A 24,597-nucleotide genomic window follows, 5' to 3' on the forward strand; every position below is an offset into this window, starting at 1 on the left:
GTGCGCGCGGTGCAGTCGATCGACGCCATGGCCGTGATCTACATGGTCACCACCCTGATCTGGCTCGTCATCGCCCTGCGCTTCGTCAACCCCACCCAGATCGTCGCTCGCGCCAAACGATGAACGGGAGGATTTGAATCTTCATAACCCGACGCTTACAGGCCCCTTGCGGTCGCAATCCGATCGAGTAATCGGCCGGGCTCGCCATGGGAGAATGGCTACTGCGAGAGCTTCAGCTCGGAGCTCCGTGCGCATGATCGGCTGTGAGAACACACGGCATTTCAACAGCACGCGCTTCAGGCCCCATGAGAAATGACGCCCAGGTCAGGGCGTCCCCCAAAGGTCAAAGGCCTACTTTAGGAGAGAGCCACTCAATCGGACACGCCGGCCAGAGCCCGGGTGTGCTTCGTGAGATTGTCCACGAGCGCGTCCACAGCCTCCTCCGACGTGTCGAAAGCTGTTACGAACCGCGCGCTGCCGGACGCTTCATCCCAGTGGAAGGCGTACCCGTCCCGGCGCAATCGCTCGACGGTCGCGCCTGACAGCTTCAGGAAGACTTCGTTACCCTGCACGGGGTGCAATGGCTTGATCTCGGAAGCAGCTAAAAGTTCGACAAGCTGTCGTGCCCTCGCATTTGCGTGGGATGCGTTATGCAACCATAGATCGGACTTCGCGTAAGCAAGTAGCTGAGCTGAGTTGAAACGCAGTTTTGACACGAGCCCACCGCTTTGTTTCACGCGATACCACCAACGTTGTTTGTCTTCCTCGTCGAAGAGGACGATCGCTTCGGTATTCAAGCAACCGTTTTTTGCTGCACCAAGGGATAGAACCTTAACGCCAACTTTCCAGGTCAGCTCAGCCGGAGAGCACCCGAAATACGCGACCGCGTTCGCGAAGCGTGCCCCGTCCATATGGATTGCGAGACCATTCTCGTCGGCTACCGCTTGAAGTTGAGCGAGTTGGGAAACGTCGTATGCGGTTCCAACTTCGGTGCATTGAGTAATCGAGAGAGCGGCCGGGCGCGGGCGATTCACCGACAGCGCGCGCCTGGGCGAAACAGCAGCGGCAAGATTGTCGGGCGTCACGAATCCATGCGTGCCGTCGATTGGCGCTATCGTTATGCCTGGGTTGAGGAAACCGGGAGCGTTGACCTCGTCTGCCAGAATATGGCTGTGCTTGTGGGCGAAGATCACCCCATGGGAGGGCGCGATCATTGCGAGAGCGATCGCGTTGGCTGCCGTTCCGCTTACCACCGGCACGACGTGCACTGCGGTCTCGAATACCTCCGACCATACTGCATCGAGCTTTGCCGTGAGCGCATCCCGGCCGTAGCCATCGTCCTTTCGTGCATTCTCCGCCAGCAGCGCGTCGACGATTTCCGGAGCGATGCCAGCGTTGTTGTCGCTACGGAAGTTGCGATCGAGGTCCGGGATCATAGGCTTTTCCTAACCCGCAGCATGGCCAGCGTGGCACTTGCCTTGCCATTTCGGCGGGCCTGCCCGGAGGGCCTCTTTCGCGACGTTTGCCAACCAGCTGGCGGCAGCTGGCAGGATCTCGTCATTGAATCTGTACTCAGGGCTGTGAAGTTGTACGCCGTCCTCCGCAGGGCCATTGCCAATCCAGACGAGCGCGCCAGGTCGTTGCTGGAGGAACCAGCAGAAGTCTTCTCCGCCCATGCTTGGCGCGAAATCCGTCATCACCGGAAGGCCTGCGGCCTCACCTGCTCGCATGGCCATGCCCGCCTCCTCTGGCGCATTCACGGTCGGATCTGCGCCGCGCCTGACCTCGACTTCGGCTCGAACGCTGTGCGCCTTTGCAATTCCGGCGACGATTCTCCTCACCTCGTTCTCTACGGCTTCCCGAAGGTCCGGATCGAGAAAGCGCATGGTGCCTTGAAGGATCACGCTTTCACCAATCTGATTGTATGCGATGCCTGTTTCCATCGTGGTGATCGACACCACGGCACTGCTAAGCGGATCGACCCTGCGCGAGACTACGCCCTGAAGACCCATGATGACGTGACTGGCGGCTACGACCGGGTCGACGCCTTGGTGAGCCATGGCCGCATGCGCCGCCTTTCCGATCAACTTGATTCTCAGCCGAGAGGAGCAGGCCATCATCGGGCCGGGCCGGACGGCCAGAGTTCCGGCCGGCAGGCCAGGCCAATTGTGGAATGCGAATACGCGCTCACAATCGAACCTTTCGAACAGCCCGTCGCCCAGCATGGCCAAAGCGCCAGTTCCGCCTTCCTCGGCTGGTTGGAAAATGAACCTCACGGTTCCTTCCCAATCCGCATCTTGTACGAGCAGAGCGGCTGCCCCCAGCAATGAGGCCGTGTGGCCGTCGTGGCCGCATGCATGCATGATCCCGTGATGCTTCGAGGCAAACGGCAGGCCTGTGTCCTCGACGATCGCCAAGGCGTCCATATCCGCGCGAAGGCCGACGCTACGTTCCGAGTTGCCGCGCTTTAGCGTGGCAACCACTCCATGTCCGCCGATTCCGGCTTCTCGCGGAACGCCTAGCGCACCCAGACGAGCGCGAACGAACGCCGAGGTCTCAATTTCGTGCTTCGCCAGTTCCGGATGCGCATGCAGGTGATGTCGCCAAGCCAGCAAATCCCGCCTCAACTCATCGCCGATGGCCAGATGGTTGGATGGTCGCGGTCGATATGCGGCAGACACGATAGCCCCTCCGAGGAAGTTTGCCATTGAACCGATCGGGGGGCTGCCGCACAAATCGGATTTGGGACTTCCAACATAGGATCGTCTTATGCGTATGACGGCGCTCCGATGAGCATGAACCTCAGGCAGATGGAGGTTTTCAGGGCCGTGATGAAGGAGGGCAGCGTTACCGGCGCGGCCAAACTCCTGAACGTTTCGCAGCCTTCCATAAGCGCCATTCTTCGCTATGCGGAACAGAGGCTCGGCTTCCATCTTTTCGATCGATCGTCTGGCCGCCTTCGGCCGACTGACGCTGCACATCGACTCTTCTCAGGCGTCGAGCGGGTGTTTGAAGAGGTTGCTCGCGTCAATCGCACGGCTGCCGATCTGAACGAGGCGCATCGTGTGTCGCTGCGGATTGGCAGCATCAGCGCCCTGTCGATGTCGCTCAGTCCGCACCTTGTGGCTGAGTTTCAGCGGGCGGAACCGCGCGCGAACGTTCGCCTCAGTGTCATGAAACGCCCCGAAATTGCGAAGGACCTTTGCGCCGAGCAGCTGGAAATCGGCATTACCTTCCTTGCTGAACGATACCCCGGGGTAGCCACGATCGAGATCGCCCGGCGACCACTTCAATGTGTCGTACCCGTCGGCCACGACCTGCAAGGCCGAGCGTCGGTCACGATCGCTGAAATCGCCGCCTATCCACTCGTCGGTTACGATCCCAACCTCTCAACGACAATTCTCTTGAAGCGGATATTCAAGGAGGCCGGGGTCCCTTATCGGCCGGTTTGCGAGGTCGAGCAGGTCCTGCAGGCATGGTCGCTTGTCCAGTCAGGGATCGGCGTGTGCATCGTCGAGCCCTTCTCGGCCATGGAAAAATTCTTCCCCGGCGCCTGCGCCGTGCCTTTGGATTGCTCGGAGACGGTGCCGCTCCAATTCCTCGTGGCCGAGGGCCGGTCGGAATGGTCGATGCTGCATTCGTTTATCGAGCAATCACGAAAGGTGCTCGCTGCCGCGGCAGCTGCGGCCCCATAGAAAGATCTTATACCGATCGCAAACATCCGTATTGGTTGAAACCCTGCTTCCGCGGTTCCCTCCATCGATGGGTTCAATCCGGCCCGATCGGGGTCGGATACAATTCGCGGAGGAAGCATGGGCTGCATCGAGAACGGCATCGCGCACGATGCAGGATCGTTCCGTCCTTCTCCCCGGGCAATCAGGTATCTGCCCTCGGCCAGCCTGGAGGGGCGCACTCTCTGGATCGGTGGTGCTTGGTCCAATGCCGCGGATGGAAGCTCCTTCGTCTCGATTTGCCCGAGCGATGGCGAGAGCCTGGCACTGATCTCGAAGGCCGGGCCTGGCGACGTCGATCGTGCCGTCCGCTCGGCGCATGCGGTTGCACCGGCATGGGCCGCCATCGAGGAGACGGAGCGGGGCGCGATCCTGAAGCGCGTTGCTGATCAACTGCGCGCCCATGTCGACCAGCTCTCTTACCTGGAGACGCTGGATTCTGGTCGCACCATCACGGACACCACCAATGGCGTGGCTCGGGCGGCCTCGATGTTCGAGTACTATGGCGGCATCACGGACAAGCTTCACGGGCATATCGCGCCAGGCACGCCGGGCCGGACAACTCTGACCGAGCGCGAACCATTCGGTGTGATGGCCGCGATCGCTCCGTGGAATTACCCACTGACGAACGCCGTCACGAAACTGGCTCCAATTCTGGCATGCGGCAACACGGTCGTTCTCAAGCCGGCGGAGCAGACACCGCTCGTTACCCTTCTGTTCGCTCAACTCATGCAGAAGGCCGGCGTCCCCGATGGGGTCGTCAACATCATCACGGGAGCGGGGGAGACGGGGGCTGAACTTGTCCGGCACCCCCTCGTCGCCAAGATCAGCTTCACCGGTTCGACAGCGACCGGGCGGCTGATCGCGTCGGAAGCTGGGAAGCTGCTTAAGGGCGTGGTGCTCGAGCTTGGCGGCAAGTCGCCCATGGTCGTCTTCGACGACGCTGACCTCGACAAGGCCTCATCTGCAGCCGTGTTCTCCACCTTCATGAACCAGGGCCAGACCTGCACCTCCTGCAACAGGATTCTCGTTGCGAACTCGCTCAAGGACCAATTCACGCGCCTTTGCGAGGAGAAGCTGTCCAGGCTTCGGGTGGGAGATCCTTTCGACAAGCAGACTCAGATCGGCGTCATCGTATCGGCGGAGCAACTTCAACGAATCCAGCGATTGACGCAGGGAGTTCACCCACGATCCGTGGAGTTGGCGGACTATCGGCCCCAAGAGGGAGGATACTACTTCAAGCCGATGATCGTGGATGCTTTCGATCCAGAGAGCGCCTTCGCCAAAGAGGAAATCTTCGGGCCCGTCATGGCCATCCGTGGCTTCGATACGGATGAAGAAGCCTATGAGCTCGCCAATGATACGGATTACGGGCTTGCATCCTCGGTCTGGACGACTTCGCTCGGCCGTTCCGAGGTCGCGCGCAGGCGGATCGTGTCAGGCGTGGTTTGGATCAACTGCGTGCATGCTCTCCCGGCTGGTGCGCCGGTCGCCGGACAAAAGGCCAGCGGGCTGGGCAGCGAATATGGGCGGGAGATCGCCGAGCAGTATATGAAGATCAAGACCACGGTCGTGATGACAGACGGGTGGGCGAGCCCCTTCGATATTTCCCGGGGCGCCAGGTGAACGCAAAGGCTCTCGCTCTCGATTCCAAGAAACTTAGCCGGCAACTCGTCGAGTGGAGGCGCCACCTGCATGCCCATCCCGAGCTCTCCGGCGAGGAGGCGGGGACGTCGAGCTTCGTTGCCGAAAAGCTCGAGGAAATCGGCGTGCCCTTCATCGCGAATGTGGGCGGGTACGGCATCGTCGCATCGCTGAGCCGGGAAGGCTCAGACCGAAGCGTGGGACTTCGAGCGGATATGGATGCCTTGCCGATCCTGGAGGCCACGAACCTCCCCTACGCTTCTCGAACCCCGGGGGTGATGCACGCATGTGGGCACGACGGCCACACGGTCTGCCTGTTGGGGGCGGCGGCCATCCTTGCAGCAGATGCGAGCTGGGCGGGCACCGTTCGCTTCGTCTTCCAGCCTGCGGAGGAGGCAGGGACCGGAGCGCGCGCGATGTTGGCGGACGGACTTCTCGATCGCTTTCCCGTCGATCGGTTCTTCGCCTTCCACAACTGGCCGGGTGTCCAGGCGGGCACCGTGGCGGTCCGCCCGGGCATCATGATGGCGACCACGGGCAGAATTCGGATCACCCTGCGGGGGGAGGCCGCTCACGCTGCCATGCCTCACCGAGCCCGCGACCCGTTGCACGCGGCTGCCCAATTGATCATCGCTGCGCAGTCGATCGTCTCCAGGGAGATCGACGCTCAGGATTCAGCCGTTATCTCGATATGCGTCATGAACGCTGGATCGGCGATCAACCAGATCCCTGATGAGGTGACGCTAGGCGGGATCATGCGGCTCCATAGACCCGAGCTGCGCGAGCATATCGAAGCGAGCCTCCGGCGTGTCTGTGAAGGCATTGCCGAGGCTTTTGCGGTCGAGGTGGACTGCCAGATCGAGCGAGGATCACAAGCCTGCATCAATACGGATGAGGGCGCCGAGATTGCGCAGCAGGCCGCCGTCGAGGCGGGGTTCGACATGGACCCTGCTCCGACCCCCAGCATGGGCGGGGAAGACTTCTCCGCCATGCTCTCCGCGCGAGGGGGGGCGCTCGCCTGGATCGGCAACGGGCCGGCGACGGGTGGGCGCGGGCTGCACAGCCCTCACTACGACTTCAACGACGATATTCTGCCGGTGGGAGCCCTATGGCTGGCGAACGTAGCGAGGCTGTCGCTCTCTCACTGACGATGACGCCTGCCGGAGTTCATGCCCCAAGGTCAACAGACCGGGATCACCGTACGGGAAGTGGAGGACTGATTGTGAAGAACGCACTCAACATGATGAAACGGGCGTCTTGGGGAGTAGGCCTGACGCTCGCTTTGCTTTCTGGGGCGGCAACGCTCGCTCAGGCTCAGTCCGTCATCAAATACACGCCCTCGGCCGAGCCTCGGACGATGGACCCCGTACTCAGTTCCGTCGCGATTACGCAGCAGCACGCCTATCTCGTCTACGACACGCTGTTCTCTCTCGACGAGAAGCTGCAGCCGCAGCCGCAGATGGTCGGCAAGGTCGAGAAATCGGATGGTGGGCGCGTCTATGTCATGACACTTCGGCCGGGCCTGAAGTTCCACGACGGCAGCCCGGTCCGCTCTGCCGACGTCGTCGCCTCCATCAATCGCTGGGCCACCAGGGACACGGTCGGTCGCAAGCTCGTCGAGCTCGGCATGAAGGTATCGGCGGTCGACGACCAGTCCTTTCGCGTCGAGATGAAGCAGGACACGCCTCTGCTTCTCGATGGGTTCGCGAAGCCGACCTCGAGCGCACTGTTCATCATGCGCGAAAAGGAGGCCCTGACCGATTCATCGAAGCCGGTTGCCGAGATCGTCGGCTCTGGGCCCTTCCGCATGGTTGAATACAAGCCGGGCGCCCGCATCGTGTATGAGCGGAATCCGGACTACGTGCCGCGCCAGGAGCCGGCCAGCTATTTTGCCGGCGGCAAGGTAGCGAAGGTCGATCGTGTCGAGTGGGTCATCATGCCCGACGCTGCGACCGCCGTCTCGGCGCTCCAGACCGGCGAGATCGACATCTACGAGTCGCCGCCGCTCGACCTCGTTCCGGTCCTTGAAACGAACAAGAGCGTGGAAATCCGTCTGCCCGGCGGCCAGGGCCAGGTGGGGCTGTTGCGGCCCAACTTCAAGCAACCCCCTTTCGACAAAGTCGAGGCCCGTCGCGGTCTTGCGCTTCTGATGGATCAGGCTGACGCCATGTCAGTTGTTGCCGGGGCCGAACCGAAATTCTGGTCGAAATGCTACAGCTTCCTCGGCTGCGGCGGGGTGAGCGAGGACCAGTCCGGAATGGATTGGATGCAGAAGCCCGACATCGCCGAAGCAAAGAAGCTCTTCAAGCAAGCCGGCTACGACGGCAAGTCCATCGTGGTCATCGCCCCCGGCGATAACGAGGTCATCAAGAACTTCGGAATGATTGCGGCGGAGCGGCTCAAGGAAGCGGGCCTGAACGTCGACCTGCAGCTCTCCGACTTCGCGTCGATGATTGCACGTCGCGGCAATCAGGGGCCGACCGACAAGGGGGGATGGAATCTCTTCCCGATGTGGTCGTTCGGCTTCGAAACGGACAACCCGATCTCGCATCCCCAGCTGAACCTGGTCTGCTCCAACGCGGCGTATGCGGGGTGGGCGTGCTCCCCGGAAATCGAGCAGCTGAAATCCGCTTGGGCGCTTGAGACCGACCCCGTGAAGCGCAAGGAGATCATTCACAAGATCCAACTGGCTTCTGCCGAGCTCCTGCCCTTCGTGCCGCTTGGCCGCTTCTACTCTCCCATGGCTTTTCGCCGGAACGTCACGGACGTGCTGAAGACGCCGTTGCCGGTGTTCTGGAACCTGGAGAAGAAGTAGTTCGCCTCCGACCTGTCGCCGCCGCGCATCTGCGGCGGCGCAATTCCCTCGGGCCAAAAACGATGTGGCCCATTGACGGTGCGAGCGTCTGCTCCTCGCTGAAAGTTGGATCTATGTCGGCTCCATCCTTTTATGACGTTGCCATCCTCGGCGGCGGTTCCGCCGGGTGCGTGCTAGCATCGCGGCTCAGCGAGAAGGCCGGTCTTCGAGTCTTGCTTGTTGAGGCCGGCCGAAATCTGAAGCCCGGTGAGGTGCCAGAGGATATCGCAGCCCGCTACCCCGCGCGCGCGCAGTTCAACCCGAACAATGTCTGGCCTGGCCTGCGTGTTTCCATGGGGCGCGACGGCAACAATCGCGCCGCGGCAACGGTTCGCCCGTATGAACAGGCGCGCATCCTTGGCGGCGGTTCTGCGATCAACGGGATCGGCGGCAACCGTGGCTCGCCCGATGATTATGCCGAATGGGTTTCCACAGGCGCTTCCAGCTGGTCCTGGGAGTCTGTGCTGCCCTATTTCAAGAAGCTCGAGACTGACCTGGACTTTGGCTCAGACCGGGAGCTCCACGGAGATAGCGGGCCGATCCCGGTTCAACGAGTCCGCCGCAGCGAGTTCGCCGGATTCATCCGCGATGCCGCGTCCGAGTTCCGGCGTCTCGGCTATGAGGAACGTGACGATCAGAACGGCAAGTGGGAAACGGGACTGTTCGGGACTGCCGTCAATCTCGATCGCGACGGAAAGCGGGCCTCGACAGCCACCACCTATCTTAGCGCAGCAGTGCGCGCGCGCAGCAATCTGGAGATCCGCACCGACACGCGCGTCAACAAGCTGTTCGTCGCCAACGGCACTGTCGAGGGGTTCGAGATCGTCGCCCACGGGCGGGTCGAGCGCATCGTTGCCAACACCGTGGTCGTGTCGGCGGGAGCGCTTCACACGCCGGCGTTGTTGCAGCGAAGCGGGATCGGCCCTGGCGAACTGCTACAATCCCTCGGAGTGACTGTACGGGTCGATCGGCGCGGTGTTGGTCGAAACCTGCTGGAGCACCCGTCGATCGGCGTCTCTGCGTTCCTCGCGCCGCACGCTAGGCTCGGCGATGGCGGAACTTACCATCTCCAGGGCGTTTTGCGTTGGTCTTCCGGCTTATCAAACACGCCTGCCGGCGACATGCATACCGCTATCAGTGCGCGATCCGGCTGGCACGCGGTCGGCGGACGCATTGGAACGCTGTTTTCGTGGGTCAATAAGTCGTATTCGCGTGGGGAGGTCGCAATTGCCTCCAGCGACCCGAATGTGCCGCCGAGCGTGGACTTCAGGCTGCTCTCCGACAAGCGCGACCTGGAACGCCTTGCCGATGCCTTTCGGCTTTGCGGGGCGGCTTTGACGGCACCCGGAATGGCGCAGACGGTCCTGGAGGTTTTTCCGTCGACCTATTCGGAGCGCGTCAAGAAGCTGCTGCAGCTCAACCTGCGGAACCAGGTCCTGACGTCGCTGATCGCCCCGATCATGGATCGTAGCGCGCTCGTCAGGACCGGGGTCTTGGCGATGGCCCAGGATGGAACATCACCGCTGGCGGCGCTCATGAACGACGAGGAACTGCTGAACCGGCACCTGACGAAGCACGTTGGCGGTGTTTGGCATCCATGTGGCACGTGCCGCATGGGTGCCGCAACGGACCCGCTTGCGGTCACCGATACGGACGGCAAGGTGATCGGCCTCGAGGGCTTGTACGTCTGCGATGCCTCGCTGATGCCTACGATACCCTGCGCCAATCTGAATTTCCCGGTCATCATGATGGCTGAGAAGATCAGCGACGTTCTCAAGCAGAAATTGGCCGGCTAGCGCCCAAAACGGAGGTGGCTCTGCTCGTCTCCGTCTCCTGATGCGCGGCCGAGCGCTCCACCGGCCGCCGCTCAATTCGGAGGCCGCCCGGCAAAATGGAGAAGTAATTGCTCGCTTTCATCATACGCCGTTTGCTTGCGACGGTGCCGGTCATTTGCTTCGTCGCACTGTTCGTTTTCTCGCTGCTCTACATCGCGCCAGGTGACCCGGCGGCCATCATCGCGGGCGATCAGGCTTCGCCTGCGGACATCGAGCGCATCCGCGCAAGCCTGGGGCTGGACAGGCCATATGTGGTGCGCTTCGCGGAATGGTCATTCAAGGTCGCTCAAGGCGATCTGGGAACCTCGATCTTTACGTCCAAGCCAGTGACCGAGCTGATCGGCCAGCGTCTGGAACCCACGCTCTCGCTGATGCTGCTCACTCTGGTGCTCTCCGTCGTGATCGCAATCCCGATGGGCGTCGTGGCTGCGTGGAAAGTATCCAGCTGGGTCGACCGAGCGGTAATGGCTTTCGCCGTATTTGGGTTTTCCATCCCGGTGTTTGTCGTCGGCTATCTGCTTGCGTGGGTTTTTGCTCTGAAGCTCGATTGGCTGCCTGTCCAAGGCTACACGCCGCTGGCACAAGGCTTTGTGCCGTGGCTGAAGAACCTTATCCTTCCTTCCATCACGTTGGCGCTCGTCTACATCGCCCTCATCGCCCGGATCACGCGGGCCACGATGTTGGAGATCCTTGATCAGGATTACGTGCGCACGGCGAGAGCCAAAGGGGTGTCTCAGCGCGAGGTGCTGTTTCTGCACTCGCTCAAGAACGCTGCGGTTCCCGTAATAACCATCGTCGGAATTGGTGTGGCCCTCTTGATCGGCGGAGCCGTGGTGACAGAGAGCGTGTTCGCTATCCCTGGCCTGGGCCGGCTTACCGTCGACGCCATCCTTCAGCGCGACTATCCAGTGATCCAAGGCGTCGTCCTAGTCTGCAGTCTGGTGTATGTGCTCGTCAATCTTCTGATCGACTTGAGCTATACCATCGTCGATCCGAGGATACGTTATTGACTTTGCATCTCTCCTCCGAGCTCCCTCTGGAAGCTCGTCCTTCGCATGGCGCCCGTTTCCTGCGGTATCTGAGACGTCACCCATCGGTCGCTGTCGGTGGGGGCCTCCTGATCGCCATCGTCCTGCTCGGCGCCTTGGCGCCGCTGTGGGGCACGGTCGATCCGACCGCGATTTCGCCGACCAGGCGCACGCGCCTGCCGTCTGAAGCGAATTGGTTTGGCACTGACCTCCTGGGGCGAGACGTCTATTCGAGAGTGGTTTACGGGGCCCGCGTCTCGGTGACGGTTGGGTTTTCGGTCGCAATCCTGGCTTCCGTCATGGGACTAGCCGTGGGGCTTTGCGCCGGCTTTTTGCGATGGGCCGACGGTGTGATCATGCGCGTCATCGATGGGATGATGTCGATCCCGCCAATTCTCCTCGCTATTGCGCTCATGGCCCTGACGAGAGGCTCGATCGGGAATGTGATCATTGCGGTGACCATCGCGGAAATCCCAAGGGTCGCGCGCCTCGTCAGGGGCGTTGTCCTATCGTTGCGCGAGCAGCCCTATGTCGAGGCCGCGATTTCGAATGGTGCACGGGCGCCTCGAATTGTCATGAAGCATATCCTGCCCAATACGATCGCGCCGATGACAGTGCAGGCAACCTACATTTGCGCATCGGCTATGTTGATCGAGGCCATTCTTTCGTTCATCGGTGCCGGTGTTCCACCCTCGACGCCATCCTGGGGGAATATCATGGCCGAGGGCAGGGCTCTCTGGCAGGTGAAGCCCCACATCATCTTGTTTCCTGCCGTATTGCTTTCGATCACCGTACTGGCAGTGAACTTGCTGGGGGATGGGCTTCGGGATTCGTTGGACCCGCGGATTGCCAAGCGACTCTGATGAAGGCCGTTTTGAGCTGCCCCGGCATCCCCATGCGTCGCGAAGTATGGCCAGGATGCACCTCCGCTTGAGGGGAGTCTTCGGGCCGATGAAAAATCTGGAGCCCCCCGGCCGCCTTGGGGGGCTTGGCTACGCACGCAGCCGGGGTGGCGTTCCCGGCCGGGCCGGCGCTCCAGTGGGGCGCCCGGCGTTGCATTTCGCTCCACTGGAGGGCTGACCCGCGACCGTTCCTGAGGGGGCTCGCGGGACGTCGTGCTAATGTTGCCGCACGGCCTTGCAGAAAACATCGTGGTCGACATTTCCGCCTGAAACCACGACGACGACCACTTGATCTTGCAGATGCTTCGCGCGTTTCAGGGCAGCTGCCATGCCGATCGCCCCGCCGGGCTCGGCGATCACGCGAAAATCCTCCGCGAGAACGCGCATGGCAGGCTCGATGTCAGCGTCGCTGGCGGTCCCGAAGCCCAAACCCTGGCTGAGAGCTATCGATAGCGGCAAATTTCCAGGCCTGGGAGATTTCAAGGCGTCGCAGAAGGTTGGTCGCCCGGGATCGGAACCTTCCACGACACGCCCGAGTTTGATGGATCTGGCAAAATCGTCGTGTCCCTCCGGCTCGATGCCGAAAATCGCCGCATCTGGCGCGCGCTCTCGGATGGCCGTGCTTACCCCGGTGAGAAGACCGCCTCCGCTTGTGGGAACGAAGACGGAATCGATCCGTAGGCCGAGAGCGCCAGAGGCAGCCGCGATCTCAAGCCCGACGGTACCTTGACCGGCGACGATGTCCGGATGGTCGAAGGGATGAACGATGAGCATCCCGGTCTCGCGAGAGACCTGCTCGATGTAGGAATCCCGGTTCGAATAATAGTGCTCATAGAGGTCTACATGGGCTCCGAGCGCCCGCGTCCGCTCGACCTTGATCGCGGGGGCGCTCGTCGGCATGACGATCCTTGCGAGAATGCCTGAGCGCTTCGCTGCGAGAGCTACGCCCTGGGCGTGGTTCCCCGAAGAATAGGCGAGTACGCCGCGCCCGCGTGCTTCTGTTGTCAGTCTGGCGATGAAGTTGGTCGCGCCGCGCAGTTTGAAGGATCCTGTCTGCTGAAGCGGCTCCGCCTTGACCAGGAGCCTCAGCCCGAGGCGCTCGTTCAAGGCGGGATTCTCCAGCAGCGGAGTCGGGCCGATATAGGGGGCGATCCGCGCGGCGGCCTGCTCGATATCCGTAAAGGTGACGCTGCGTTGCCGTTGATCTTGCGTTGCCGGTTTCACTCTGCAGCCTCATTTCGATTGCGAAGGGCAGGGCGGGCTATCGAAAGCCCGTTTTTCGCGTTTCCCGGTCGGTCGGGCCAACCGACAAAGCCCGAGAAAGCTCTCGGACCGCCAAGGCCCGAGTAGCAGGGGCGGGCTTTTCCGTCAAACATATAATACTAATTTTGGCATGGTGCTTTCTGGAGCGGATGAGCCGCTATTGCGATGCGGTCAACGTCGTTTCATACAGCAGATGCTGCTGTGCGCGGCTCGTCTGGCATGCGCATTCGCTTGATTTTCCGGGGTTCCTTCTTGCGGGTTGAAAAATAATATGATAACTCGAGAATGAGATAGTATCTGATGGGAGCGGCCCGTGAGAGTATGTGTCGTCGGCCACGGGATGATGGGCGAGCGCCATAGCGTCAGCCTTCGACGTAAGGGTTGCCACCTTCAGACGCTTGTCGGCCGCAGGGCTGAGCCAACGGAGGCGTTTGCCAGGCGCCACGGCTACGCGAATTGGGCTTTGGATGCGCTTGAGGCGGTGACGAGCCCGCTGGTCGATGTCGTCATCATCGCGGGGCCGAGCGCCACGCATGCCGAAATGGCGCTGGCGGCGATAGCGGCAAAGAAGCATGTCCTGATCGAAATCCCCATAGCCATGTCGCTCGCGGATGCAGAGCGCGTCGTCCAGGCGGGGGAGGCTGCCGGCGTCGCCGTAGGGGTTGTTCACCCGATGCGCTTCAAATCCGTCTTCCGCGATCTCGCGCAGCGGATCGCGGCATCGGAAGAGCATCTATGCCAGGTCCAGACCAGGATGATGATGCATCGCCTGGTGAATATCGGAAGCACGGGCTACCGGAGAAGCTGGACCGACAATCTCCTATGGCACCATATGGCCCATATCCTGGACCTCGCGCTCTGGCTGGGCGGGGGCGGCGATACCGCCCTGGCCTTGTCGCAGCTGGCGGATTTCCAGAGTGTGGAGGCTGCGCGCCGGCCGCTGCGCGATCTGCCGATGGATGTCCTGATCCAGGGGCGCCTGGGGGAGCATACGCTTTTCAGTTGCGCCGGCTCCTACCAGAACAAGCTCGCGGTCACCGACATGACGATCGCCACGGATCGGGAGGCCTATGCGGTCGACGGCCGGGCGAATGTCGTCACGACATCGGCGGGACGGATCGATATCGACGATGAAGAGCATGACAATGCCAGTCTCGTCTGGAACTTCATCGACGCCCTGAATTCCGGCGAGGCGCCGGGCGTGACCGGCCGTTCGGTTCTCCCGACCATGCAGCTCCTCCAGCGGGTCCAGGATGGCTGGGACGCGCGCAATCCCGACATCTGCGAAGCGGCCGGAGCGAGCCGATGACGGGCGTTCAAGGTTTCGCCGACGCGGGCAGGGAAGATGACGCCAGGCCGGCTCGAATCGAGGGCATGACGGATGCCCATATCCACATCTTCGGGCCGTTCGACCGATATCCGATGCAGGCCTCGCGCAGCTATACGCCGCCCTGCGAGGCTAGGGTCGAACCGCTGCTCCAGTCCCATGCGGGGCCAGGCCTTTCCCGCGTCGTGGTGGTCCAGCCCAGCATCTATGGCACGGATAATCGCTGCACCCTGGATGCGGTCGCGAAGCTCGGTGAAGACCGAAGCTGCGCCGTGGTACTGGTCGATCCTTCTGCTACGGTCAGCCAACTCAACGCACTTGCCCAGCGCGGTGCACGGGGGGTGAGGCTCAACCTCGCCGGCTTCGGCGAGAATACCGGCCTTGCTCGGGACATGCTGAAGCGCTCGATCGAGCAGGCTGCCAGCGTCGACTGGCATCTCCAACTGCTCACGCGCCCGGCGCAGACAAGCGCAGTCCTCGACATCCTCGAGGAGGCCCCGGTGCCTGTGGTGTTCGACCATTTTGGCCATGTGAGGCCGGAGGAGTCGCGCGGCGCGGTCTTTGACGGGATGTTGGACCTCGTTCGGCATGGTAAGGCCTATGTGAAAGCCTCGGCCGGCTACGCCTTGTCCTCGCACCCCGGGGATCAGCGCGATCTCCGGCCCATGGTCGAGCGATTGCTGGAAGCCAACCCGCTGCGCCTGATCTGGGGATCCGACTGGCCTCATCTCGACGTCAGACCCGACGGTGCATGCGGTCTGTTCGAGACAGATCTCGCCGCGGATCTCGCCCGCCTGCGGAGCTGGGTCGGCAGCGACGCCGTCTGGGCGCAGGTCATGTCGACGAACGCCCAGTCGCTTTACGGATTCCGGCCCGCCTAGCGACGGCAGACATTGGGTCCCGGGGCCCGTTTGAAATCCCGGTGGCCGATCAGAATGGACGATTGGAAGGAATTCGCATGGACATGAGCGTCATGAGCAAGGCCTTGCGCGAGGGGCTTCTGTCCTTCCCGGTCACGTCCTTCGGTCAGGATGGCGCCTTCGCGCCCGAGCCCTATGCCAAGCATGTCGCATGGCTCTCGAGCTTCGGCGCCTCGGCGCTTTTCGCAGCCGGCGGTACCGGGGAATTCACCGCGCTCTCGCCCGAGGAAGTCCCCGGCATCGTTCGGGTCGCGAAGGAGGCCGCCGGCAACGTTCCGATCGTGGCAGGATGCGGATATGGGACCGAAACCGCGGTGCGCCTCGCCAGGAACCTGGAGGATGCAGGCGCGGATGCGCTCCTGCTGCTGCCGCATTATCTCGTCGGTGCCCCCCAGGAGGGGCTCTTCGCGCATGTCCGCAAGGTCTGCGATGCGGTGGGTCTCGGCGTGATCGTCTACAACCGGGACAACTCCGTTCTGCAGGCCGACACGCTTTCGCGGCTGTGCGATGCTTGCCCCAATCTGATCGGTTACAAGGATGGGACAGGCGATATCGCGCTCGCCCGGCGCATTACGGCAGCGATCGGAGAGCGCCTTGCCTGCATCGGCGGCATGCCGACCGCCGAGCTTTTCGCCGAAGCCTATAAGGGGGCGGGGTTCCACAGCTACTCCTCGGCTGTCTTCAATTTCGTGCCCGAGATCGCGCTGAGCTTCTGGCAGGCGCTCGCCAGTAACGACCGCGCGGCATGCACAAGGCTGCTGGAGGGCTTCTACTATCCGTTCATGAAGCTGCGGGACCGCAAAGCCGGCTACGCCATATCCGCGATCAAGGCCGGCGTTCGCCTGCGCGGATTCGAGCCCGGGCCCGTGAGGTCGCCACTGGTCGATCTCGACGCGACGGAGATGGAGCTGCTGCGGACGCTGACGGAGCAGGCCATGAGAACCCTCTCCATCGCGCAGGCGGCTGCCTGAAACCTTTTCCGACGGGAGCGCCGGGTCTCGATGCCGTGCGCGGGATCCGATGCATCCTCCAGAAGCATTCGCAGGGTGACTTTCGATGCGTATCGACGACGATTTGCAGCGCAACCTGACCCGCTGGAGGCGCCACCTGCATCAGAACCCCGAACTGTCGTTCGAGGAGCATGAGACCTCTGCCTTCGTTTGCGAGAAGCTGGCGGAGATGGGAGTGTCGTTCGTCGCCGGCGTCGGCAAGACCGGCGTCGTCGCCACCTTGAGTCGCGGGTCCGGCCCCTCGGTTGGTCTCCGGGCCGACATGGATGCGTTGCCGATCCACGAGACCACGAACCTGCCTTACGCCTCCCGGCGCGAGGGGGTGATGCACGCCTGCGGACATGATGGCCACACCACCTCCCTCCTGGGGGCCGCGCTTCTGCTCAAGGCCGACCCGAGCTGGGCGGGAACGATCCACCTCGTCTTCCAGCCGGCGGAAGAGAAGATCGGCGGATCCCTGTCCATGATCAATGACGGGCTGTTCTCCCGCTTCCCGATGGATCGTGTCTTCGCATTTCACAACTGGCCGGGTTTGGAAGCGGGAACGGTCATGGTTCACTCCGGCCCGGTCATGGCTTCGGCGACGCGTATCGACATCACCTTGCATGGTCACGCCGCGCATGCGGCGATGCCGCATCTCTCGCGGGATCCGATCGTGGCCGCGGGCCATCTGCTGATTGCCCTTCAGACGGTGGTCTCTCGGAACATGGATCCGTTCAAATCCGCGGTCGTGTCCATCGGCATGATGCAGGCCGGGCACGTGATCAACCAGATCGCGCAAAGCGCCACTTTGGGCGGAACCTTGCGGGCTCACGACGAACATGTTCGCGACCAGCTTGAAGAAGGGGTGCGTCGCATCGTCGAAGGCGTCGCGCAGACATATGGCGTCGAGGCCGAATGCCGGCTGACGCGTGGTTCGACCGTCACCGTCAATTCCGCCGACGGCACGCGCATCGCCGTCGATGCCTGCCATATGGCGGGCATTCCGGTTCGCGACGATCTCGATCCGAGCATGGCCGGCGAAGACTTCAGCTGGTTTCTCAAGAACAAGCCCGGCGCTCTGGTCTGGATCGGTAACGGGCCGGTGTCCCCCGGCCGGGAGCTGCATTCGTCATCCTATGATTTCAACGACGAGATCCTGCCGGCGAGCTGCACCTGGCTGGCCTCGGTGGCTAAAGCATCGCTGCGTGATCAGGCGCCGGTGAAGGGGAGCGAGCGATGAGAAGCGCTTCCACCGGCCCGCACCGCCAGGAATGGCCAGATAACGGAATGGCGCGATGACCCGATACATCGTCATGCGCATCCTGTCGGCCTTGATCATGGCGCTGCTTGCGACGCTCGTCGTGTTCCTCATCGCCACGCAGGTCCCGGCCGATCCGGTTCTCGCGCAACTGGGGGACCTTCAGGCGTCGGACCCCAACATGGTCGCTGCCTATCGGGAGAAATGGGGCCTCGATCAGCCGATCTGGTATCAGTACTTCGTGTTCCTTCAGGGGCTTGTGCAGGGCGACCTCGGCATCTCCCTGGCCACCCACAGGCCGGTGGTCGAGGATATCGTCCAGTACGCTCCCGCGACTTTCGAGCTTGCCACCGTTTCGTTCGCACTGGCCCTGGCCGTCGCTATTCCGCTGGGCATTGCCGCCGCCGTGAAGAGAGACAGCTGGATCGATCATGTCGCGCGCGTCATCGCCATGCTCGGCGTGTCCGCCCCGACATTCTGGCTCGCCTTCATCGTCCTCGCGCTCTTCTACGGGGGGCTGCAGATCGCGCCGGGGCCGGGCCGGCTCGATATCGCCGTGTTTCCGCCGCAACGCGTGACGGGCCTCTACCTCGTCGACAGCTTGCTCTCCGGCCAGTGGGAAACCTTCACGAATGCGGCGGCCCACCTCGTCTTGCCGAGCATCGTCCTGGCAGCCTCGGTCGTGGGCATGCTGATGCGAACCGTCCGTGCCGCGATGCTGGAAACGCTCACGCAGGACTATATCCGGTCCGCGCGTGCAAAGGGCCTGAGCAAGGCAACGATCGTTCTTCGGCATGCCCTTCCGAATGCCTTGATCCCGATCGTCACCTTGGCCGGCATTGCCTATGCGATCCTGCTGACCGGCGCGGTCATGACCGAGACCGTGTTCAGCTGGCCGGGGCTTGGTCTGTACACGTTCCGTAGCGCCGTTGCGCTCGATTTTCCGGCGCTGATGGGGATCACCCTGATCGTGGCGGTCATCTACCTCTTCATCAATCTGGTCGTCGACCTGTCCTACACCGTCATCGATCCGCGCGTGGTGACCGAATGAGCGCCATTGCAGAACAGGGCCGGGCGCGCAGCTTCCTTCCGCGTGGTTGGCTGAAGAGATACGGGCTTGCCGTGATCGGCGCGGCCATCGTCGCTTCGTGGGTTCTGGTTGCGACCTTCGGAGATTACCTGACGCCCTACCCATTCGATCATGTCGACGTCACGAAGCGCCTGCTGGCCCCATCCGGCGAACACTGGCTCGGGACCGATATCCTTGGGCGGGATGTGTTTTCCCGCCTGCTGATCGGTTCCAGGGTCTCGTTGCTCGCGGGCCTTTCGGTCGTCCTGATCGGCGGCACTTTTGGTGCGCTCATGGGAGCGGTTGCTGCATATGCTGGCGGCCGGATCGAAGCCTGGATCATGCGCGCCACCGACCTGGTGATGTGCTTTCCGCCCATCATCCTGGCCATGGCGATCGCCGCGGCCTTGGGGGTCGGGGTGTTCAACACGATCCTGGCGATGCTGGTCGTGTGGTGGCCGAAATTCGCGCGCCTGGCTCGCAGCCTCGTGCTCACGCAACGAAGCCAGGACTATGTGCAAGCTGCGCGCGCGATGGGCTGCGGACCCGCCCGCATCCTGTTCCGGCATATCGCGCCAAACACGCTCGGCCCCTTGGTGGTTCTTCTGACGCTGGACGTCGGTGCCGCGATCCTGACCTTTGCCGGCCTCAACTTCCTTGGGCTCGGTGTCGTTCCGCCAACTCCGGAATGGGGGCAGATGGTCTCCGAGGGGAGAGAGCTGATCGAGCAGTGGTGGGTTGCGGCCTTCCCGGGGCTCGCGATCTTCAGCGTCGTCGTGGGCTTCAACTTTCTCGGCGACGGGGTGCGCGACTGGCTGGATTCGACGTCGGCACGCCAGTGAGATACCGGCCTGCCGGCCGGCTTCGAGGGGCTTGCCGGGGCGAGGAGCGCCTCGCCCTCCCGGCTGGCGCGGCGGCTCAAGAGATCACGTTGTGCGAAGTGGTACGAAGCAATGACAACAACAACGCCGGGCAAGACCGCCCAAACTCTTGTCGTACAGGTGCGCGATGCGATTCGGGCCAGCATCCAGGACGGTTCGTTCAAGCCCGGCGACCGCCTGCCGACCGAGGCGCAGATGACGATCCAGCATGGAGTGAGCCGCACGGTCATCCGCGAGGCGATCGTGATGCTCAAGGCGGCTGGTCTGGTCGATCCCCGGCGCGGATCTGGCGTCTTCGTGCTCGATCCGCCACCCGAGCATCATCGTCCGTTCGCGAATATCGACTATGAACGCATTCCCTCCGTTCTCGAGCTGATGGAGCTTCGCGCTCCCGTGGAGATCGAGGCCGCGGGCCTGGCTGCCCAACGGCGCTCGCCTGCCCAGGAAGAAGCGATGCTGACGGCGCTCGCGGCTCTCGAGAAGTGCATCGAGCGCGGAGAGGCGGCCGTCGAAGCCGATTTCGCGCTTCATGTCGCAATTGCCGAGGCGACGAACAATTCGAGGTTCGTCGAAATACTCAAGGCAATGGGACGCGAGCTCATTCCGCGGGGATCTCTGTCGACGTCATCCGGCGAGAAATCCGACAAGGTCTATCTCGAGCAAATCAACCGCGAGCACTCGAACATCATCACGGCGATCTGCGAAGGCAATGTCGAGGGCGCGCGCTCGGCGATGAGCGCGCATCTGAACGGAAGCATGCAGCGCTATCGCGAGATCATTCGGCGCCGATAGCCTATTCGGCGCCCCTGAGAGCCGATCAGGGGGCATCGAGCCCGGTTTCAAGCCGCGAACGAGAGTTCGCGGCAGTCGGGGGTGTTTATCAGGAAGTAGTCGTATGAATACTCGCGTTACGTAACTTCTAGTTGACAAAATATATGATCAATATGAAATGTTCTACGACATCTGGCTGGTCTGCTCGTTTTCTGGGAGGTGAACGTGGATATGCAAGAGATTCTGATTTCGCGGCGATTGCTGCTGGCAGGTTTCGCGAGCGCGGTCGCGGCGGCTCCGCTGCGAGCCCGTGCGCAAGGCCGGGCCAGTGTTCTCGTGCTCGGCATGGATATCAGCGACGGGCGCAACTACGACCCCGCGCGGATGTCCGATCTGACGCCCCCGCTGACCAACGGCAACGTCTACGATACCCTCGTCACCCTGCATCCGGGTGACTACGCGACCATCCAACCGATGCTGGCCACCGAGTGGGGATTGACCCAGGACGGAAAGGCCTGGCGTTTCCATCTGCGCAAAGGCGTGAAATTCTGGGATGGCGGGGATTTCACCGCCGAGGATGTCAAATTCTCGCTCGACCGGATGGTCAATCTCAAGGACCAGCCGAGCGCCTACGCATCGAACGTCAAATCGGTCGATATCGTGGATAGCCACACGGTCGATATCGTCATGAACGATCCGGACGTGCCGCTGCTCATGAACCTCGTCGCGCCCGCCTTCGCCATCTATTCCAAGAAACTCTCGACCGCTCAGGGAGCTGTGTCCGGGCCGGGCGCGGACAAGTCCGACAAGGCCACGGCGTGGCTCAATCAGAATTCGGCGGGCACGGCTGCCTATCGCATGGTTTCGTGGGAGCGAAATTCGGCGGTGACGCTTGCCCGTAACCCGCATTGGTGGGGCGGCAAGGCTCCCTTCGAGCGGGTCGTCATCCGCCACATCGCCGATGGCGCGGCCCAGCTTCTGGCTCTGCGTCGAGGCGATATCGATGCAGCCTTCAATTTGAACGCGGAGCAGCGCGCATCCTTGACGGGATCGTCCGACTTGCGGGTGGAGGAAACTGCCAGCCTGGACCACATCTACATGACGTTGACGAGCAGCGCGGAGCTTAACAAGGCTCTTGCGTCGCCTGAGGCCCGCCGGGCCGTTGCCTATGCGATCGACTATGACGGGATCATCAATGGTCTCATCGGCGGCTCTGCGGTTCGCCCGGCCTCGTTCCTGCCGATCGGTGTCGGAGGTTCGACTGCCGAGCTGACCCAGCAGGATGGCTATCGGCAAGACCTCGACAAGGCGAAGGCGCTTCTGGCGGCTGCCGGCCTGCCGGGCGGCTTCGAGTTTGAAATGTCGATCGCCAATGCGGCCATTCTGGGAACGAATTACCAGATCATCGCGCAGAAGATTCAGTCTGACCTGGCGCGCGTCGGGATCAAGATGTCCCTCAAGCCGCTTGATCCGGTGAACCTGCGCACGCTCTATAATGGCGGCAAGACGCAATCGGTCATTACCTTCTGGAATACGCCGTCGCCCGAGCCGTCCTTGTGGAGCACGGCAAGCGTGCAACGGGTCGCAAAGCGGGTGCATTGGGACGTGCCTCAAGCCATGCACGATCTTGTCGCGCGTGCCAGCACGGCAAGGAGCTCCTCCGAGCAAACCAAGCTCTATATCGAGTATCAAAAGAACCTGATCGAAAATGCCAATTATATTACCCTGATGCAGCCGATTTATCGCATTGCGGTTAGTAATAAAATAAAGGATTTTAATGCAACTGGAGCGGGGTGGTATGTCGAAATGAAGAAAATTCGGCCTTCTTAGTCATTGTTAAGGCTGTTTTAGGTTCGGTGTTCACTTGGTTGTCATTCTATAATTCGGGGCGCAGTGGATGTTCAGCCAATTCATCGTGTAGGGCATGATGATAAGATCGGTGACATCTGGATTGTGCGGGCAGCGGCAAACTGCTCTACCCGGGAGCGACTTCACGCCGAGCCAGAGCCCGGGGTCGTTCGACCTGTCGAAGATCGAAGCGCAACTCCGGAGTGCGGCCGGGGGCGGTGAACAAGCGGCCGGGGCGCTCACCGCAGCGCTCCGGCCTGTTCAGGTCGTCAAGCTGGAGGAGATCGCGCCGCGTCGTAAGGATCGCGAAGCCCCACCGGAATGCACTGTCCTTCCCTGGCGGAGTGAAGCGGGTCAATGCGTGAAGCGCGACAGATCCGACAGCGAGGACAAAGGTACAAAGGGAATAATGATGCGGGACGGGCGCTCCCCGTCGCAAAAGACCGTGTTGCGGGCAATTTGCCGCCTGCGTCCGCGTCCTTCCGGGTCGAAAGTATTGGGATTGACGTCGAATTTCGGGAAATTCGAGGAAGAGATGTCGAGCCTGATCCGATGCCCGGCCTTGAAGAGAGAGGCCGTGGCGAAAGGCTCGATGGTGATCCGGAAGGGAGCCCCAGGTTCGATCGGCTCCGGTCTTTCCCAGGAATGGCGATAGCGGCAGCGGAAGATGCCGTCCGTCAGGTTGAGCGCGAAGCCGGTCGGATAATCCGCTGAGGGCGGATGCATGTCGACCAGCTTGGCGGTGAAATCCGTGTCGGGCGCATCCGAGGCGACCCAGAGCTCGACCGTGATCGGCCCGATCACCGCCATGTCCTCTTCCAGCGGCTGGCTTTCGAAGGCGAGCACGTCGCGCCGCGCGATCAGGGGCATGCCGGCATCGCGCGAACCGAAGAAGCGAGGCCCCTCGCGCTGGTCGAAGCCGCCGCCCTCGAAGATCGGCTGGCCGCTGGTCAGCGCGCCGCCGATGGTCGGCACGGGATCGGCCGGGTCGAAATCGTAGGTCAGCGGCGCAGCGCCGGGAGCCGGCGCATCGCGCGAGAGCCGGCCGTTGCCATGAATATACCAGGCCTGCTGGTCGGTATCCGGCAGCGGCCAGTGCGAGGTCTCGATCCAGCGCCCGCCCTGGACGAGGCGCCCATCGGCATCCTTCTCGCCGGAACCGCCGCCCATCAGGAACAGGCGCAGTTTCGGGTCGGCCTCCAGCCCGTTGGGCTCGTCCCGAAGCCAGCGATCGAACCAGCGCTTGCGGAAGTCGAGCCAGTTCCTGCCGACATTGCCGTCGAAGGGCGCGGCCTCGCCGAAGGAGACGTCGCCGGCGAAGGTCGACTGGCGGTTGCCGTGCAGGCCGGCCCCCATGATGAGGTTGAGATGCCGGCGGCCCGAGGCACCGAGGCCCGCGAAATTGTCGAAGGTCGTCTTCACATAGACGTCGTACCAGCTCGACATCAGCAGGATCGGGATGTCGGGCACGGCGTCGTAGAAACCCTCCAGCCACAGCCCCGGCCTTTTCCATTCCGGGCCGAAGGTGCCGGCGCGCCACTGATCGAGCAGATAGGTCTCGTATTCCGGCACCCAGCGCACCGGCGAGCGCCCCTCGCTCCACGGCATCACGCGGAACCAGGCATGCAGGTCCTCCGCCGCGAGGCCGGCGGCCACCACCGGGTCGGCGAGCGCGTCCGGGCTTTCCTGCGCCCGGTTATAGGCCCAGGTCGCCTGCTTGAGCTCGAAGGCGCCGCCCTGGCGGATGCCGCACTGGAAGGCGTTCGAGAAGCCGCCGGAATCGAGGATCATGCAGGCGAGGCCGGGGGGCGACAGCGAGGCCAGCGCCGCCTGGGTATGGGCGGCATAGGACAGGCCCATCGTGCCGATCCGGCCATTGCACCAGGGCTGCGCGACAATCCAGGCGCAGGTGTCGTAGCCGTCCTCGGCGTCGGAAACGTATTTGACGAACTCGCCCTCCGAGCCGTAGCGGCCGCGGCAATCCTGGTAGACCACCGCATAGCCGGCCCGGACGAAATGCGCCGCGACATCGGCGCGGGCCATCGGCTTGGCCTCGCCGCGGCCGATCTCGGAACGTGAGCGCTCGGCCTTGCCGTAAGGCGTGCGCTCCATCACGACGGGGAAGGGGCCGGGAAGCGCCTGCCCATTCTGCGCCGGCAGATAGATATCGGTGGCGAGCCGGACGCCGTCCCGCATCGTCACCATGACGTCTTTCAGCGTGACGACGTCATCGCCGCTCTCGGGAGCGATGGCCGGACCGGCGGCCTTCATCGA

At 62.6% G+C, this 24,597-nt stretch carries 19 protein-coding genes and 1 pseudogene; 16 read left to right on the top strand and 4 right to left on the bottom strand.

The window, feature by feature from the left end; translation table 11 throughout:
- Positions 1-123: pseudogene (locus tag B5Y19_RS25875) on the top strand (ABC transporter permease); the annotation flags it as partial.
- 248 nt (positions 124-371) lie between these two features.
- On the opposite strand, the gene B5Y19_RS21400 reads toward B5Y19_RS25875, so the two are convergent.
- Positions 372-1,436, bottom strand: coding sequence for a threonine aldolase family protein (locus tag B5Y19_RS21400; protein ID WP_079592066.1), 1,065 nt, complete (start codon positions 1,434-1,436; stop codon positions 372-374).
- A 9-nt stretch (positions 1,437-1,445) separates the two neighbouring features.
- The gene (locus B5Y19_RS21405) at positions 1,446-2,708 is read right to left on the bottom strand and encodes an amidohydrolase (RefSeq protein ID WP_079592067.1); all 1,263 of its coding nucleotides are present in this window, start codon (positions 2,706-2,708) and stop codon (positions 1,446-1,448) included.
- Positions 2,709-2,789: 81 nt separating this feature from the next.
- On the opposite strand from B5Y19_RS21405, the gene B5Y19_RS21410 reads away from it, so the two are divergent.
- From B5Y19_RS21410 to B5Y19_RS21440, 7 genes are all read left to right on the top strand, one after another.
- Complete coding sequence (locus B5Y19_RS21410; protein ID WP_055727673.1) at positions 2,790-3,695, top strand: LysR family transcriptional regulator; 906 nt, start codon at positions 2,790-2,792, stop codon at positions 3,693-3,695.
- 117 nt (positions 3,696-3,812) lie between these two features.
- Positions 3,813-5,357 (top strand): aldehyde dehydrogenase family protein, encoded by a 1,545-nt coding sequence (locus B5Y19_RS21415; RefSeq protein ID WP_055727672.1) that lies wholly within the window; start codon positions 3,813-3,815, stop codon positions 5,355-5,357.
- A complete protein-coding gene (locus tag B5Y19_RS21420; RefSeq protein WP_079592088.1) occupies positions 5,354-6,523 on the top strand; it encodes an amidohydrolase in 1,170 nt (389 codons plus the stop codon). The genes B5Y19_RS21415 and B5Y19_RS21420 overlap by 4 nt, the downstream gene beginning before the upstream one ends.
- 74 nt (positions 6,524-6,597) lie before the next feature.
- Complete coding sequence (locus tag B5Y19_RS21425) at positions 6,598-8,190, top strand: ABC transporter substrate-binding protein (protein WP_176168687.1); 1,593 nt, start codon at positions 6,598-6,600, stop codon at positions 8,188-8,190.
- A gap of 113 nt (positions 8,191-8,303) precedes the next feature.
- The gene (locus B5Y19_RS21430; RefSeq protein ID WP_055727670.1) at positions 8,304-10,025 is read left to right on the top strand and encodes a GMC family oxidoreductase; all 1,722 of its coding nucleotides are present in this window, start codon (positions 8,304-8,306) and stop codon (positions 10,023-10,025) included.
- 107 nt (positions 10,026-10,132) lie between these two features.
- Positions 10,133-11,074, top strand: a complete 942-nt coding sequence (locus tag B5Y19_RS21435; RefSeq protein ID WP_079592070.1) for an ABC transporter permease — start codon at positions 10,133-10,135, stop codon at positions 11,072-11,074.
- 26 nt (positions 11,075-11,100) lie between these two features.
- Positions 11,101-11,955, top strand: coding sequence for an ABC transporter permease (locus B5Y19_RS21440; RefSeq protein ID WP_244555679.1), 855 nt, complete (start codon positions 11,101-11,103; stop codon positions 11,953-11,955).
- Between the two features lie 255 nt (positions 11,956-12,210).
- Here B5Y19_RS21440 and B5Y19_RS21445 read toward each other — a convergent pair whose 3' ends face one another.
- A complete protein-coding gene (locus B5Y19_RS21445) occupies positions 12,211-13,218 on the bottom strand; it encodes a threonine ammonia-lyase (protein WP_055728588.1) in 1,008 nt (335 codons plus the stop codon).
- Positions 13,219-13,570: 352 nt separating this feature from the next.
- Between B5Y19_RS21445 and B5Y19_RS21450 the strand changes: the two genes are divergently transcribed.
- The 8 genes from B5Y19_RS21450 (at position 13,571) to B5Y19_RS21485 (ending at position 22,305) form a co-directional block, all read left to right on the top strand.
- Positions 13,571-14,566, top strand: a complete 996-nt coding sequence (locus B5Y19_RS21450; RefSeq protein WP_280174391.1) for a Gfo/Idh/MocA family protein — start codon at positions 13,571-13,573, stop codon at positions 14,564-14,566.
- Positions 14,563-15,465: an amidohydrolase family protein gene (locus B5Y19_RS21455; protein WP_055728586.1), complete on the top strand. Its 903-nt coding sequence runs from the start codon at positions 14,563-14,565 to the stop codon at positions 15,463-15,465. The genes B5Y19_RS21450 and B5Y19_RS21455 overlap by 4 nt, the downstream gene beginning before the upstream one ends.
- A 77-nt stretch (positions 15,466-15,542) precedes the next feature.
- The gene (gene kdgD / locus B5Y19_RS21460) at positions 15,543-16,475 is read left to right on the top strand and encodes a 5-dehydro-4-deoxyglucarate dehydratase (protein ID WP_055728585.1); all 933 of its coding nucleotides are present in this window, start codon (positions 15,543-15,545) and stop codon (positions 16,473-16,475) included.
- Between the two features lie 85 nt (positions 16,476-16,560).
- Entirely contained in the window at positions 16,561-17,736 is a 1,176-nt protein-coding gene (locus tag B5Y19_RS21465) for an amidohydrolase (RefSeq protein WP_055728584.1), read from the top strand.
- Between the two features lie 55 nt (positions 17,737-17,791).
- On the top strand, positions 17,792-18,805 hold the full coding sequence (locus tag B5Y19_RS21470; RefSeq protein WP_055728583.1) for an ABC transporter permease: 1,014 nt from the start codon (positions 17,792-17,794) through the stop codon (positions 18,803-18,805).
- The gene (locus B5Y19_RS21475) at positions 18,802-19,665 is read left to right on the top strand and encodes an ABC transporter permease (RefSeq protein WP_055728582.1); all 864 of its coding nucleotides are present in this window, start codon (positions 18,802-18,804) and stop codon (positions 19,663-19,665) included. The genes B5Y19_RS21470 and B5Y19_RS21475 overlap by 4 nt, the downstream gene beginning before the upstream one ends.
- A gap of 111 nt (positions 19,666-19,776) precedes the next feature.
- Positions 19,777-20,496: a FadR/GntR family transcriptional regulator gene (locus B5Y19_RS21480; protein ID WP_055728581.1), complete on the top strand. Its 720-nt coding sequence runs from the start codon at positions 19,777-19,779 to the stop codon at positions 20,494-20,496.
- 210 nt (positions 20,497-20,706) lie between these two features.
- Positions 20,707-22,305, top strand: a complete 1,599-nt coding sequence (locus B5Y19_RS21485; RefSeq protein WP_079592072.1) for an ABC transporter substrate-binding protein — start codon at positions 20,707-20,709, stop codon at positions 22,303-22,305.
- A 372-nt stretch (positions 22,306-22,677) separates the two neighbouring features.
- On the opposite strand, the gene B5Y19_RS21490 is transcribed toward B5Y19_RS21485, so the two are convergent.
- The gene (locus B5Y19_RS21490) at positions 22,678-24,594 is read right to left on the bottom strand and encodes a CocE/NonD family hydrolase (protein ID WP_055728600.1); all 1,917 of its coding nucleotides are present in this window, start codon (positions 24,592-24,594) and stop codon (positions 22,678-22,680) included.
- Positions 24,595-24,597: the final 3 nt, after the last annotated feature.

It is taken from the genome of Allobosea thiooxidans (assembly GCF_900168195.1).
GTDB classification, from domain to species: Bacteria; Pseudomonadota; Alphaproteobacteria; order Rhizobiales; family Beijerinckiaceae; genus Allobosea; species Allobosea thiooxidans.